At 55.1% G+C, this 13927-nt stretch carries 12 protein-coding genes; 8 read left to right on the top strand and 4 right to left on the bottom strand.

Features of this window, described 5'->3' with window-relative positions:
• Positions 1 to 164: 164 nt before the first annotated feature.
• Positions 165 to 1361 (top strand): MFS transporter, encoded by a 1197-nt coding sequence (locus ACT3T6_RS06300; protein WP_193054066.1) that lies wholly within the window; start codon positions 165 to 167, stop codon positions 1359 to 1361.
• Positions 1362 to 1422: 61 nt separating this feature from the next.
• A complete protein-coding gene (locus tag ACT3T6_RS06295; protein WP_087110268.1) occupies positions 1423 to 1680 on the top strand; it encodes a hypothetical protein in 258 nt (85 codons plus the stop codon).
• A 72-nt stretch (positions 1681 to 1752) separates the two neighbouring features.
• Here the strand turns inward: ACT3T6_RS06295 and ACT3T6_RS06290 are convergent, their stop codons facing one another.
• The gene (locus tag ACT3T6_RS06290) at positions 1753 to 2448 is read right to left on the bottom strand and encodes an extensin-like domain-containing protein (protein ID WP_192526805.1); all 696 of its coding nucleotides are present in this window, start codon (positions 2446 to 2448) and stop codon (positions 1753 to 1755) included.
• A gap of 157 nt (positions 2449 to 2605) precedes the next feature.
• On the opposite strand from ACT3T6_RS06290, the gene gmk reads away from it, so the two are divergent.
• From gmk to ACT3T6_RS06270, 4 genes are all read left to right on the top strand, one after another.
• Positions 2606 to 3238, top strand: coding sequence for a guanylate kinase (gene gmk, locus ACT3T6_RS06285; protein ID WP_192526806.1), 633 nt, complete (start codon positions 2606 to 2608; stop codon positions 3236 to 3238).
• A 91-nt stretch (positions 3239 to 3329) separates the two neighbouring features.
• Positions 3330 to 3590, top strand: a complete 261-nt coding sequence (rpoZ, locus tag ACT3T6_RS06280; protein ID WP_087110274.1) for a DNA-directed RNA polymerase subunit omega — start codon at positions 3330 to 3332, stop codon at positions 3588 to 3590.
• Positions 3591 to 3616: 26 nt separating this feature from the next.
• Complete coding sequence (locus ACT3T6_RS06275; protein ID WP_193054065.1) at positions 3617 to 5752, top strand: RelA/SpoT family protein; 2136 nt, start codon at positions 3617 to 3619, stop codon at positions 5750 to 5752.
• Positions 5753 to 5948: 196 nt separating this feature from the next.
• Positions 5949 to 6338, top strand: a complete 390-nt coding sequence (locus ACT3T6_RS06270) for a RidA family protein (protein ID WP_087110278.1) — start codon at positions 5949 to 5951, stop codon at positions 6336 to 6338.
• 137 nt (positions 6339 to 6475) lie between these two features.
• Here the strand turns inward: ACT3T6_RS06270 and ACT3T6_RS06265 are convergent, their stop codons facing one another.
• Positions 6476 to 7357, bottom strand: coding sequence for an SDR family oxidoreductase (locus tag ACT3T6_RS06265; RefSeq protein ID WP_192526807.1), 882 nt, complete (start codon positions 7355 to 7357; stop codon positions 6476 to 6478).
• A 152-nt stretch (positions 7358 to 7509) separates the two neighbouring features.
• Here ACT3T6_RS06265 and ACT3T6_RS06260 point away from each other — a divergent pair, with 152 nt between their 5' ends.
• A complete protein-coding gene (locus ACT3T6_RS06260) occupies positions 7510 to 8439 on the top strand; it encodes a hydrogen peroxide-inducible genes activator (RefSeq protein WP_192526808.1) in 930 nt (309 codons plus the stop codon).
• Positions 8436 to 10514 carry an ATP-dependent DNA helicase RecG gene (gene recG, locus ACT3T6_RS06255; protein ID WP_192526809.1) on the top strand — a complete coding sequence of 693 codons (2079 nt, stop codon included), beginning with the start codon at positions 8436 to 8438 and terminating at the stop codon, positions 10512 to 10514. The genes ACT3T6_RS06260 and recG overlap by 4 nt, the downstream gene beginning before the upstream one ends.
• A gap of 18 nt (positions 10515 to 10532) precedes the next feature.
• Here recG and yccS read toward each other — a convergent pair whose 3' ends face one another.
• A complete protein-coding gene (gene yccS, locus ACT3T6_RS06250) occupies positions 10533 to 12749 on the bottom strand; it encodes a YccS family putative transporter (protein WP_192526810.1) in 2217 nt (738 codons plus the stop codon).
• Positions 12750 to 12858: 109 nt separating this feature from the next.
• The gene (locus tag ACT3T6_RS06245; RefSeq protein ID WP_192526811.1) at positions 12859 to 13863 is read right to left on the bottom strand and encodes an MDR family NADP-dependent oxidoreductase; all 1005 of its coding nucleotides are present in this window, start codon (positions 13861 to 13863) and stop codon (positions 12859 to 12861) included.
• Positions 13864 to 13927 lie beyond the last annotated feature (64 nt).

Genomic DNA, 13927 nt, shown 5'->3' with positions numbered 1-13927 from the left:
AAGCCTTTTAACGCAGGCCTGCTTCAAAGCGTAGTCTGTTAAAGTGAAACACTCGCCTGCTAATATTTCATTGAGCATATTTATACTTTCGTCTAATCCTGCGATCATCGCCCCACTATATGGCCGTTTGTTAAGCAGGCGTTTGGCGCGTCTGAGGAGAAAAAATGCAAGAGTCGCCCCAAGGGCTGGCGCGTAACCCGCGTTTGGCCGAATTCGCCTTGGCGCTAGGTGGGTTTGGTATTGGCACCAGTGAATTCGTCATAATGGGCCTGATGAACCGTGTCGCAAGCGACCTGGCGGTTAGCGTGCCGCAAGTTGGCTACGCGATCAGCAGCTACGCGTTAGGCGTTGTGGTCGGGGCTCCGTTGATTTCCGCATTGGCCGCGCGCGCGCCCAAGCGGGCGTTATTAATTGCGCTGATGCTGGTGTTTGCCATCGGCAATATTGCCAGTGCCATGGCACCAGGGTTCTGGTCGTTCGTGGGACTGCGCTTTGTGGCAGGTTTACCGCATGGCGCCTACTTCGGCGTTGCGGCATTAGTCGCCGCAGGGGCGGTGCCGGTTGATCAACGTGCCCGGGCCATTTCCCGTGTCATGCTGGGCTTAACCACGGCCATTTTAATCGGCGCGCCGCTGGGTACCTGGGCGGGCAATCTGTTTGGCTGGCAAATCGCGTTTTCCGGGGTCGGCGTTATCGCCTTACTAACCGCGCTATTAATTCGTACGTGGGTGCCGGTGCAGCCGTTTGATGCACTCGCAAGCCCGCTGCGTGAGCTATCGGCACTGGCCAAGTCTCGTGTTCTGGTCACCATTGCCATTGCCTGTATCGGCTGTGGCGGTATGTTTTCGATTTTTAGTTATGTGATGCCCACCCTGACGCAACAGGCGGGCATGAGCGAAGCCTTGGGGCCACTGGTACTGGTGATTTTCGGTGTGGGGTCGATTATTGGTAACCTGGTCGGTGGTCGCATGGCGGATAAGAACCTGATGCGGGCCATTCCAAAAATTCTGGTTTGGTGTGCCCTGATTCAAGGGCTTTATTATTTTGCTGCCAATAACGTATGGACAGGGCTTCTGTGCGTTGGGCTTGTGGGTACCTGTATGGCCCTTGCCCCTTCGTTGCAAACGCGCTTGATGGATGTGGCCGGGGATGCTCAAACCATGGCGGCCTCGCTTAATCATGCTGCGTTTAATGGCGCTAATGCATTAGGTGCTTGGCTTGCCGGGTTGGCGATTAGTGCTGGTTTGAACTGGTCGAGTACGGGGCTGGTGGGCACGGGCCTGGCGCTATGCGGGCTAGCGATTTTTGCGTGGGGGCGCTGGCTTGAGAAACGCACCGACAGCGTGGCTGTGGGGTTATAAAAGTGGCATAAATAGCCATTCATTCCTAGGGTGTAAGGGTGCAACCCATAAGGAGATGACTATGCATACTCAATTGATCAAGACATCGCGCGTTTTAACGTTGAGCGCTATTGCCGCATTAACGATTGGTTTAGCTGGCTGCGGTACGACAACGGGTGAACGCTCTGCGAGTGGCGCTGGGTTAGGTGCCGCTGTGGGGGCGGGCGCTGCCGCTGCCACGGGTGGCAGTGTCGCTGGTGGTGCCGCGCTAGGCGCAGGCGTTGGTGCTGCAACGGGCGCCCTGACCGATGAAGACGATATCAATCTAGACCGCGATTAATCGTGAAAGCCCACTGCTCGTTCATCATTGCCTATTTTTCTTAAGGGCCTGTTTCTCTTAAAGCACGGCGTTTTAACGACATAGCCTGAAGCCGCGCATGCCCATATGAAAATGATCGGCGTGCGCGGCGTTATAGTCAGGCCCCAATACGTTGCCAAACGTACTGCAAGCGCCATCGCGCGCTGCTCGCAAGAACTCTCCTGTTTCCCCTTTATCATCCCAGTGGTTGATCAGTGTTATACGTTGGCCGTTCTCAAGCTGAAACCCGATAACATCCAGTGCTTCCGCCGTGGCATGCTCGCTGCGCCGGTCGCTCTCACGATGGTAAATATTGCGGCAGGCAAAGCTGCCCACGTGATTTACCTGAACCACGCGGCTTCCCATGATTTCTTGCGCCGCAGGCTGAAGTTCGTGACGCTCGTACATCACCCAGGCAAGCGCTAGCGGGCAGGAAGCCACAAAGCTTTGGTTAAAGCGCACACTGCTGGCCTGCATACGTACAATATTAGTCAGTGGGCAGTTTGCGGTGGGGGAGTAATCGGCAAGGGGGGTATAGCTCAGCTCGCCTTCTGGCACGGTATTCAGCGCGGCTAAACAGGCATCTCTATTGTTGCTTAAACGTTTGATTTTTAGCTGAGTAACGGGCGTTATCGGATCATTGATATGAAGAGGAGCCCACGGTGCCCAGTGGCGAGGAATGTCAATAATGCCTTTTTGCACGGCCACACCAAGTGCAATAAAAACCAATATAACCAGCGTGCTGCGCATCCAACCTCCTTGTGTACTTACGCAAACTCTACAGTCCGCGCAGAGGGTGTGCGATACTGCGCACCTTAAATAAGTGTGTTGTTTTGTTTGCTCCGCTAACGATCTTTTTGCTAACTGTTTTCACTAACCGTTTTTTCGCTAACAAGGGAAGCGCTGTATGTCCCAAGGTACGCTTTTTATTGTTTCCGCCCCGTCGGGTGCAGGCAAAACCAGTCTGGTTCGCGAGTTGATTGAAAGCCTTGATGGCATTCAGGTCTCGGTATCGCATACTACACGCGTTAAGCGTGACGGTGAGGTGGATAGCGTTAATTATCATTTCACCACGGTGGCTGACTTTGAAGCGATGATTAAGCGTGGCGACTTTTTTGAGTATGCCAAAGTCTTCGATAATTACTATGGCACGTCGCGCGAGGCGGTCCAAACGCTGTTGAAAGCGGGCCAGGATGTTATTCTGGAAATCGACTGGCAGGGCGCGCAGCAGGTACGCGAACAAATGCCTGAGGCGGTATCCATCTTTATTCTGCCGCCATCGCTTGGCGAGCTGGAGCACCGCTTGGCGAATCGCGGTACGGATGAGCATGCAGTGATTGCACGGCGCATGCGTGATGCGGTTAGCGAGATGTCACACTTTAATGAGTATGACTACCTGGTAATTAACGATGACTTCACCACGGCGTTTCAGGAACTGCAGTCGCTGGTGATCAGTCGCCGCTTAACGCTTACCAAGGTTAGCGAGCGCCATGCACCGCTACTGGATGCGCTCTTGTCACAGGCGCCCAGCGTCGAGTAATCTATCAGGTTCTATTACTATTCTTTTTCTCGCTGGGTCGGCGGCGTTATCCAACAACGCCGGCCCAGCGTCGTCATTACAGGAAGGCCCCATGGCTCGCGTAACCGTTGAAGATTGTCTGGAAAATGTCGAAAACCGCTTCAAGTTGGTGATGATTTCCACCCAGCGCGCCCGCCAATTGGCACGTGGCTCGCGTGATGCCCAGTTGGCTTGGGAAAACGATAAGCCTACCGTGATGGCATTGCGTGAAATTGCAGCAGGCCTCGTGGATCACACCGTACTCGACGAACCTGTTGAAGCGCCTGTTCGCGTGCGTCCCGCCATGGCGCCCAGCGCCCAAATCGACGACTAAGGCTGAAACGAGCAGGGGCGCGGTAAATGTTCACCATTGATGACCTGGCCGATCGACTCGGCGGCTATTTACCCTCAGACGAGATCCAGCAGGTCAAGCGCGCCTTTTATTACGCTGAGCAGGCCCATGATGGTCAGCGTCGGCGCTCGGGTGAGCCCTACGTTACCCATCCGCTTGCTGTGGCCAATATTCTGGCCAATATGCACATGGACCATCAAAGCCTGATGGCCACCATGCTGCATGATGTCATTGAAGATACCGGTGTTTCCAAAAAGGCGTTGGCGGCCCAGTTCGGCAACCCGGTGGCGGAGCTTGTCGATGGCGTTTCCAAGCTGACCCAAATCACCTTTGAAGATAAAGCCGTTGCCCAAGCGGAAAACTTCCAGAAGATGGTGTTGGCGATGTCGCGGGATATTCGCGTCATTATCGTCAAGCTTGCTGACCGCCTGCATAACATGCGTACGCTTGGTGCGCTCAGGCCGGATAAAAAACGCCGTATTGCCCGAGAAACACTGGAAATTTACGCTCGTATTGCCGGGCGGCTAGGCATCAATACGATTCGTATTGAGCTTGAAGACCTCTCGTTTCAAGCCATTCACCCCATGCGTTCAGAGCGTATCAAGCGAGCGGTCGCCAGCGCCCGGGGGAATCGGCGTAGCGCCATGCGTGAAATCCAGTCGTCACTGCAGCAAAGCCTGGATGAAGAGGCGTTGCAGGGCACGGTCATGGGGCGGCAAAAGCATCTGCTCTCGATCTATAAAAAGATGCGCGACCAGCGTAAACCGTTTGCTGAAATCATGGACGTATTCGGGTTTCGGATCATTACTGAGGATGTCGCCAACTGCTATCGTATCCTGGGCGTGGTGCATAATCTGTATAAGCCGGTGCCTGGGCGCTTTAAAGACTATATCGCCATCCCCAAGGCCAACGGCTATCAAAGTCTCCACACTACGCTGTTTGGGCCGCGCGGCATGCCGATTGAAGTGCAGATCCGCACCCGCGAAATGGAGGCCATGGCCAATAACGGTATTGCTGCTCACTGGCTCTATAAAGCGGGGCAGACCACGCATCCGATTGCCGAAGGCAGCCATGCGCGCGCCCGAGCTTGGGTGAAAGGCCTATTGGAAATGCAGCGCCACGCGGGGAACTCATTGGAGTTTATCGAACACGTCAAAAATGATCTGTTCCCCGATGACATCTACGTGTTTACCCCAAAAGGCGACATCATGGAGCTGCCCCAAGGCGCCACGGTGATCGACTTTGCCTACAGCGTGCATACCGATATCGGCAATAACTGTATTGCCTGCCGAATTGACCGTCATCTGGCGCCGCTGTCAACACGCGTGGAAAGCGGCCAAACGCTGGAAATTATCACCGCACCCGGCGCACGCCCCAACCTTGCCTGGCTTAGCTTTGTCTCGACGGCCAAAGCGCGCTCGGCTATTCGCCACGCGCTGAAGCATCAGCAGCAAACCGAAGCGATTACGCTTGGTCGGCGGCTCCTTAACAAGGCGCTGGCGCCGTTTGAAACCAGCCTGGAAGAGCTTGACGACAGCGTACTTCAGCAAGCGTTAAAAGAGCTGGAAATAGCCTCACAGGATAGCCTTCTGGAGTCGCTGGGCCTGGGCAACCGTATGGCGAATGTGGTCGCCAGGCGCTTGATAGATGTCGCTCATGATGATCTTCTCGATTCCCGTTCAGGTACCTTTGATGGCGGTAAAGCCGTGCTGATTAGCGGTAGCGAGGGCATGGTGATTAACTTTGCTCGCTGTTGCCACCCGCTTCCGGGCGACCCGGTGTTGGGTCACCTTTCCATGGGCAAAGGGCTGGTGGTGCATCGCGCCGAGTGCAGAAACCTGACAGAGCATAAAAACGACCCTGATAAGCTGTTTACGCTTGAGTGGTCTGATGCGATTGATGAAGATTTCCCGGTGGCACTGCGGATTGAAATTGAAAGCCACCGAGGCCTCGTCGCGGAGCTTGCAGGGCTGGTGACCGATGCTGATGCTAATATTGAGCGAATCGGCATTGAGGAGCGCGACGCGCGCCTCTCTACGGTTAATCTAACGCTGTCGGTCAAGGGCCGCGTTCACCTTGCACGTATTATCAAGCGCATTCGTAATTTGCCGAACGTCGTCAAAATTACCCGTATGACCAATTAAATCCATTTAAAGCGGCCTGGCCGAACTGCCATTCGGCACCGGCCACGTAACGCTATTGCGGTCATTAACCCTATTTTGGAAAAAAACAGTATCCCTTTTAAACCTTATACAAACACGCTGGTTGGATAATTAACGCTTAATAATGACTGGTACTGAATAACGACGAGTACTAAATAACTGAGGAGCGAAACACCGCATGAGCAATAAAGCCGTTATTAATACTGACAAAGCCCCTGCCGCGATTGGCCCTTACTCGCAGGCGATCAAAGCAGGTAATACGGTCTATCTCTCTGGTCAAATTCCGCTAGACCCAGCGACCATGGAGCTGGTCTCCGAGGATTTCGAAGCACAGGCACGTCAGGTATTTACCAACCTGAAAGCCGTTTGCGAAGAAGCCGCAGGCTCGCTTGGCGATGTGGTGAAACTGAATTTGTACCTGGTCGACCTGGATAACTTCGCCATCGTTAACAAAGTAATGGAAGAGTTTTTCTCTACACCGTTTCCTGCCCGCGCCGCGGTGGGTGTTAAAGCGCTGCCTAAAGGCAGCCAGGTAGAAGCCGAAGCCGTAATGGTCATCGGCGACTAAACCGTTAACGACGTTTCCGCTATAAAAAACACCGGCTGAGCGTTAAACGCCCCGCCGGTGTTTGCGTATTGATTATCTCGTCTGCTATCGACTGTTTTGCTATCTGAATTAACGCTTTTTTACCCGGAGTTTTTCAATCAGGCTTTCTGTGTCTCCAAAAAGCCGCCCTCTTTGAGTATCTGAGCGTAACCTTCACGGTAGCTGGGGTAGCTAAACTGATAGCCGGTTTCGAGGATACGTTGGTTGTTACAGCGCTTACTGGCCCGGCGGCGCAGCGGCGATTGCATGGTATCGGTTGATTCCACCTTCAGCTGCTTGCCGATCCAGGCCATCACGTTATGCAGCGTGACCGGCTCGCAGTCGCTACCCAGGTAAAGTTCCGCCAGTGATTGACCGCTTTCCTGACGGCGAATTAAATGCGCCAGAATACCGGTGCAGTCATCCCGATGAATGCGGTTGGAGTAGATAACGGGCGTAACCGCAGCGATACGGCCTTCCGCTACCTGATGAATCAAGCGGTCACGGCCAGGCCCATAAATGCCTGAAAAACGTACCACGGTGCCGGGTAGCGGATGGTTAAGCAGCAGTTGCTCCGCTTCATGCATCAGCATGCCGGAGAAGCTGGTGGGTCCGATTGGGCTATCCTCGGTCACCTCTTCGCCTTCCTGCTGACCATATACACTGGTAGAGGAGACAAAAAAGACCCGGCGCGGCGATTTTTTGTGCTGTTCCATCACGTTCAGTACGCGTTTTAGACCGTCCGGATAGGCGCTTTGGTAGGCGCTCTCTTCAAAGCGGTCAGCGCTTACGCTATAAATGACGTAGTCCGCTTGGGGGAGTGCAGATGCATTGGCCTCATCAAGATCATTAAGGTCAAGTGCCAGGGGTTCAATGCCGGTGTCTTTTAAAACAGCCGTTTTACGACGTACGCCAATGACGCGGTGCCCCTCATCAATCAGCTCGCGTCCTAAGGTAATGCCGAGATCGCCACAACCGATAATCAGTATCGTTAGCTTCACCTTGTCCACTCCTTTTGATAAATATTCCCTATTGGATACAAACTCGTTGCGAGATGTGACATCGTCATCAGGATTTCCTGTCCCTTTTCGTCCCGCTGACTGCCATGATATTCGTCATGAGCTGCTACGAGAGGATGCCCACTGGCGCCGTTATGACTTTAACAGAACTTCGCTACATCGTAACCCTTGCCCAGGAACGCCACTTTGGTCGCGCGGCTGAACGCTGCCATGTGTCGCAGCCCACGCTTTCTGTGGCGGTGAAAAAACTGGAGGAGGAGCTTGATATACCGCTGTTTGAGCGCTCCAAATCCACGATTCAGGTAACCCCCCTTGGTGAGAAGATCATTGCTCAGGCCCAGCGCGTGCTGGAGCAAAGCCGGCTGATTTATGAAATGGCCAACGCGGGTAAGGATCAGCTATCCAATCCACTACGCATTGGGGCTATTTACACGATTGGTCCCTACTTGTTTCCGCACCTGATTCCTGCTCTTGCTGATATTGCGCCGCAAATGCCGCTGTATATTGAAGAAGGTATGACCGGAACGTTACGTGCCAAGTTAAAAAATGGCGAGCTGGATGTCATTATTGTGGCACTGCCGTTCACGGACACCGATATTGTGACCAAGCCTATTTACGAAGAGCAGTTTGAAGTCTTGATACCGGCAAATCACCGCTGGGTAGAGCGCGAAGCTATTCGTAAAGAGGAGCTGCTGGAAGAGCGCTTGCTGCTGTTGGGTGAAGGCCACTGCTTTAGAGACCAGATTCTTGAGGCGTGCCCGGCGATTACCCAAAAGCTTAACAACCCGAATAACACCTTGATTGCCGAGGGTGGCTCGCTGGAAACCATTCGGCATATGGTGGCGTCACGGCTAGGCATTACCGTATTGCCGCAGTCAGCGTTAGGCACCGATCAGTATGAAAACGCGATGCTTGAGAGTCGGCCCTTTGTAGACCCTGCCCCTTCACGGACGGTAGCGATCGCCTGGCGAGCCAGCTTCCCGCGCCCTAAAGCGATCGATGCCCTAGTGGATGCCATCAGCCAGTGCAAGCAGCCTGCCCAAAAGGGTAAAGCGCGCTCATGAGCGATCTTAATGGCCCCGTCACTGCGCTTAAAGGCGTTGGTGAAGCGTTGGCGCTCAAGCTTTCGCGGTTGGGCATTGAACACGTGAGCGATCTGCTTTTTCACCTGCCGCTACGCTATCAGGATCGCACTCGATTAACGCCAATCGGCCTGCTACGCGCTGGGCAGGAAGCCGTGATTGAGGGTGAAGTGACTGCCTCGGACGTCGTTAAAGGGCGACGGAGAAGCCTGCTGGTGCGCCTGCGCGATGGTAGCGGTATTCTAAGCCTACGATTTTTTCATTTTTCGCCTGTCCAACAGCAGCAGTTACACCCGGGCGTTTCGGTTCGTGCGTTTGGAGAAGCGCGGGCCGGGGCCACCGGGCTAGAAATTTATCATCCCGAATATCGCTTGAATACGGCGGGTGAAACGCCGGTCGATGAGTATTTTACCCCCATCTACCCCGCCACCGAAGGCTTGAATCAAGCCCGCTTGCGAGCATTGACGCAGCAAGCGCTTGGCCTGCTGGATAGCGCGCCCGAAGCGCTACCCGATGTCATTCCTGACGCGCTGCGTCAGCGTTTTCACCTGCCGGGGCTGCACGCCTGCCTACATTTGCTGCATCAACCCCCGCCCGATGTGGACATCGAAAAGCTGACCAGCGGCCAGCATGCCGCCACGCGCCGTTTAGCGTTGGAAGAGCTTTTAGCGCATCAGCTTAGCCTGCGTGAAGTGCGCCTGCGTATTCAGGCCGACGGCGCCCCTCAGCTGCCTTCCGGGCGCAGCCTTCAGGCACGCTTTTTAGCTCAGCTGCCGTTTGCCTTAACGGGGGCCCAGAGGCGAGTGCTTGAGGAAATTGCGCTGGACTTAAGCCGTCCCGCCCCCATGCTGCGCCTGGTGCAAGGTGATGTGGGATCGGGGAAAACCGTGGTGGCCGCCATGGCAGCACTAGCGGCCCTGGCAGGCAATTGCCAAGCGGCAATAATGGCACCTACCGAAATCCTTGCTGAGCAGCACTACCGGGCGTTTAAAGCGTGGTTTGAGCCACTGGGCATTGAAGTCGCTTGGCTTGCAGGTAAATTAAAGGGCAAAACCCGCCTGGATGCGAAGGCAGCCATCGCCGATGGCCGCGCACGTATGGTGGTTGGCACCCACGCGCTATTCCAGGACGATGTTCATTTTCAGTGCCTAGGGCTGGCCATTATCGATGAACAGCACCGCTTTGGGGTTCACCAACGCCTGGCTCTGCGTGAAAAAGGCGAAGCGGGTGGGTTAACGCCACATCAGTTGATCATGACCGCGACACCTATTCCTCGCACGCTGGCCATGAGCGCCTATGCGGACCTGGATGTCTCGGTGATTGATGAGCTACCGCCGGGGCGTACGCCGGTTAAAACCGTGGTGGTGTCTGATGAGCGCCGCCCGGAGGTTGTTGAGCGGATTCGCCGTGCCTGCAGCGATGGTCGCCAGGCCTATTGGGTGTGCACGCTGATTGATGAGTCCGAAGTGCTGCAGTGCCAGGCGGCGGAAGTCACCTGTCAGGAACTAACCGATGCGTTACCGGAGCTTGCCATTGGCTTGATCCACGGGCGAATGAAGGCCAGCGAGAAGGCCGACGTGATGGCTGCTTTTAAAGAGGGCGAACTGGATCTGTTGGTAGCCACCACGGTGATTGAAGTGGGAGTAGATGTACCTAACGCCAGCCTGATGATTATTGAAAATCCGGAACGTCTGGGGCTTTCCCAGCTTCACCAACTGCGTGGTCGCGTGGGCCGAGGGAGCACGGAAAGCTTCTGTGTACTGCTTTATCACCCGCCGCTCTCCAAAAGCTCCCGCCAGCGCCTAAGTGTCATGCGTGAGACCACCGATGGTTTCCGTATCGCTGAAAAAGATCTGGAAATCCGCGGCCCGGGCGAGGTGTTAGGCACCCGGCAAACGGGCCTGGCGCAGATGAAAATTGCTGATCTGGAACGCGATGCTGACCTTTTAGAGCGCGTCACCGCGTTAGCGTGCGAGCTGCAAAGCGAACCGCAAATAACCGCCGTACTAGTGCGGCGGTGGTTGGGCGAAGCCGCAGGCCGCTACGGGCAGGTGTAGCGGTCAGTCACGATGCGTTTAAACGCTAGCGTTAGGACGGGTAGCTTCCTCGATGGAGGTTGATGTGCGGGTCAAGCGATTAGCCGCCTCGCCCAAAGGTGCTAGCTGTTCGGTGATGAGGCGTAGCTGGCTTTGAATAGGGCGATACATCACCATGGCCTGTTCGTCCGGGTTCGCCGCGCCGGACTCATCCAACTGTGTGAGTAGCTCGCTGACGGGCTCATTGAGCGGTGCAACCAGCTGACGCTTGTCCAACTGCTCGGCAAGCTGGTCAAGAAGTTCGCTGATCCGTTTAGCGGATGGCATCAAGGCGGCGTCATCCTCGCCTTCCAGCAAGCGGTGCCGGTGGGCGCCCAGGGCCGAGAGGTGACTAAGCAGCGTATTGGAGAGCACCAAAAAGCGTAGGCCATTATCGGCATCCTGTTTGCGGTAGTGGCCCGGCTCGTGAAGCATATTGGTGAGCAGGGTAGAAAGCGCGGCATCGGCATTGTGGGCATTGCGCCGTGCCAAGCGGTACGCAAGGTCGTCCTGCTTGCCCTCTTCATACTGATGAATGATTTCATCCAGATAGCGGCGGTGGTTGGTAATTGTCTTCGCCGCTTCCCGATACAGCCGGCGGCCCTGCCAATCGGGCAGAATAAAAAACACCGCTAGCCCTGCAATCAGCGAGCCAATTAAGGTGTCAAACAGGCGCGGCCAGATAAGGTCGAAGCCGTCGCCTACCTGGTTAAAGCTGCACAGCACCAGCAAAGTGATGGAGGCTGTCGCCACGACATAGCGTTTTTCCCGGTTGGCAAAAAAGGTGACGCCAGCGACCACCGCAATCACGCTCTGCACGCTTGGCTGGGGAAACAGGCTGATCGACACCCAGCCTGCCGTAAGGCCAAGTACCGTGCCCAAAATGCGTTGGGAAAGAAAGCGTCGCGTCGTGGCGAAGTTAGGCCGACATACAAACAGGGTAGTCAGCAAAATCCAGAAGCCTTGTTCGGGGTCCAGCCACTGAAGCAGGCCGTAGCCCGCGATGAGCGCGGTTGTCAGGCGTACCGCGTGGCGAAAGGTGGGGGAGCCAAGCGTAAAGTTGAGCTGTACTCGCTTCCACGCTTCCAGCAGGCTGGAGGGCGAACGATCATAGAGCGCGCTATCTCCGCGGTCGCTGGTGGTATCCGGATTATGAGCACTGGCGATCTGTGCTTCGAGCGTCGCGAGGTTGTCCGCCAGCGCATTAAGCGGGCGCATCAGTTTGCGCCATTCGGGTTTGCCGCGTTCGCTCAAATTATCGATAGAGGCCCTAAGGTCGGCCAAGGCTTGTTCACTCTGCTCATGGTCAAAAGGGCGCTTAAGCAGTAACGATTTGGCTAACTGACGACAGGCACGGCCCTGCTGATCCAAAAGCCGCTGGCAGCGAAACAGCACGTCGTGATGAAAAAATGCTTCGGTGAGGGCGCTGTAGGGGTAATGGGTCGAGCTTGCCCGTTCATGAATATCCTGAGCAATAAAGTATATCTGCAGGTAACGGTTAAGCTTTTGGCTTCCACGTTGGCCTTCCAGACGACGAAAAATCATCTCTTTTGCCTGGTTGAGGGCATCCACCACTTTCCCGTTCTGGCGTGCCAGCGCCACGCGACGGGCTTCTACATCGACCCCGCGTACGGGTTCAAACAGCGCTGATTTGAGAATCAGAAATTCGCCCAGCGCCTTGTACACGCGCGCCATGCTCTGCTTGACGGGTTGACGAGAAAAAAGAATACACCAGACAACGGAAATAACCCCGTACCAGGCCGCACCCGCCAGCAGCAGCAACTGGCGTGAGGCCACATCGGCATCCACACCGCCGTGCTGCTCAATATTGATCATTGAGTAGATCGATAAAATCAGCGTGCCTGAGGCAATCGTGGCGTATCGCTGGCCGATAGCGCCCAACATGATGAGGGTGAACGTGGATACTCCCAGCCCCAGCGCAAACAGCCATGGCCAAGGAAACAGCCACTGCACGATAAATGAGGCTGAGGTAAAACATACCAGGGTTACCAGCAGTGCCTGTAATCGGCCTTGCCAGCTGTCATCGGTTTCGGAGAGCGCGCAGGCGATAATGCCCAGAAACAGCGGTATTACCAGGGCGATGTCGCCAAAATAAAGGCTAAATAGCAGGGCTGCGCTGAATGCGATAAAAACGCGCAGGCTATAGGCAAACTTATCAAGTGTCCAAAGACGCCGAAGCGGCAGTGAAATAGGCATAGACGCTCTTATTGTCAGTTGCTGTTAGACTTTAGTATAAGCTCTTGGGCTGGTTCGTTGCTATGGCTTCGGGGTTATCACGTTATGCGTTTTTGGAGCAGATAAGCTCCTACCATTCGACCACACGCTTGCCTATATTATCGCCATTGAGCAACCCAATGAGCGCTGGAGCCACGCTGTCGAGTCCACCGCTTACTTTATCGAGCCGCCATGTGATATTTTTTTGACCAACCAAAGGCGCCATAAAGCGCTGAAAGTCGTTCCAATGCGTTAGATAATCGGGCACGACAAAGGGATGGATTGCGACCTTTTTTTGCCTCAGCTGCGCAAAATTATCCGGGCTTTTACGCGGGTTGCGAGTTTGATATTGGCTTACTAACCCGCAAAGCACGAGGCGTCCATTCGGTCTCATTGCGTCAATCGCAGCAGTAAAAGCGCTGCCCCCGATATTTTCAAAATTGAGCGTAATACCGAAAGGCGCCGCGTTATTGAGTTGCCTGGCGTAATCAGGACTGCGGTGATTAAGTACGGTCTTGAATCCCAAACGGTGCAGCCAGTCACGCTTGTCGGTACGCCCGGCCGTCACGATCACGTTTGCCCCTTGGCGCTGTGCAAGCTGTGCGGCAATAGAGCCAACCGCACCGGCAGCGGCACTTACCAGTACGGTATCTTCAGCGGTGGGCTGCCCCAGTAACTGCATACCTACCCAGGCAGTAAACCCCGTCATTCCTAGTGGATGCAAGTAGGCTTCGGGGTCACTGCCCGCCGGTACGCGTATTAGGTGCTGTCCGTCAGCGGCAATGAGCTCCTGCATGGGGAGGTGGCCCACGACGAGGTCGCCCTGCTTAAACCCCGGCTCACTGCTGATAACTACCTCGGCCATGGTCCAGCCTGATAGGGTGCTGCCAGCCTTCCAGCGCTCAATATAGTCATACCCGCTGGGCTGCATCCGCGTGCGCATGTAGGGGTCAACGCTGATCGCGAGAGGTTTTAGCAGTAATCGCGTTATGTCTGGCAGGCTAATCACTGTCTTTTCGATGTGCTCGCAACGCAACTCTCCCTCAGGCAAGTGGGCAATCGTTAAGCCTGTCGTTTTTTTCCTGGATACGGTCATAGCGGTCCGTTCATGGCATTAATAGCGCTAACGTTAGCGGGAATAAACGCAAAAGACCTGTTTA

The sequence above is a fragment of the Halomonas sp. 72 genome, from assembly GCF_052379785.1.
GTDB classification, from domain to species: domain Bacteria; phylum Pseudomonadota; class Gammaproteobacteria; order Pseudomonadales; family Halomonadaceae; genus Vreelandella; species Vreelandella citrativorans.
Note: the sequence above shows the minus strand (reverse complement) of the source record. Positions and strands in the feature narration are given on the sequence as shown.

Bases quoted from the DNA above. Each gene is read 5' to 3' on its own strand.
- ACT3T6_RS06300 (WP_193054066.1), top strand. From the start codon at position 165: ATGCAAGAGTCGCCCCAAGGGCTGGCGCGTAACCCGCGTTTGGCCGAA.
- ACT3T6_RS06295 (WP_087110268.1), top strand. From the start codon at position 1,423: ATGCATACTCAATTGATCAAGACATCGCGCGTTTTAACGTTGAGCGCT.
- ACT3T6_RS06290 (WP_192526805.1), bottom strand. From the start codon at position 2,448: ATGCGCAGCACGCTGGTTATATTGGTTTTTATTGCACTTGGTGTGGCC.
- gmk (WP_192526806.1), top strand. From the start codon at position 2,606: ATGTCCCAAGGTACGCTTTTTATTGTTTCCGCCCCGTCGGGTGCAGGC.
- rpoZ (WP_087110274.1), top strand. From the start codon at position 3,330: ATGGCTCGCGTAACCGTTGAAGATTGTCTGGAAAATGTCGAAAACCGC.
- ACT3T6_RS06275 (WP_193054065.1), top strand. From the start codon at position 3,617: ATGTTCACCATTGATGACCTGGCCGATCGACTCGGCGGCTATTTACCC.
- ACT3T6_RS06270 (WP_087110278.1), top strand. From the start codon at position 5,949: ATGAGCAATAAAGCCGTTATTAATACTGACAAAGCCCCTGCCGCGATT.
- ACT3T6_RS06260 (WP_192526808.1), top strand. From the start codon at position 7,510: ATGACTTTAACAGAACTTCGCTACATCGTAACCCTTGCCCAGGAACGC.
- recG (WP_192526809.1), top strand. From the start codon at position 8,436: ATGAGCGATCTTAATGGCCCCGTCACTGCGCTTAAAGGCGTTGGTGAA.
- yccS (WP_192526810.1), bottom strand. From the start codon at position 12,749: ATGCCTATTTCACTGCCGCTTCGGCGTCTTTGGACACTTGATAAGTTT.
- ACT3T6_RS06245 (WP_192526811.1), bottom strand. From the start codon at position 13,863: ATGACCGTATCCAGGAAAAAAACGACAGGCTTAACGATTGCCCACTTG.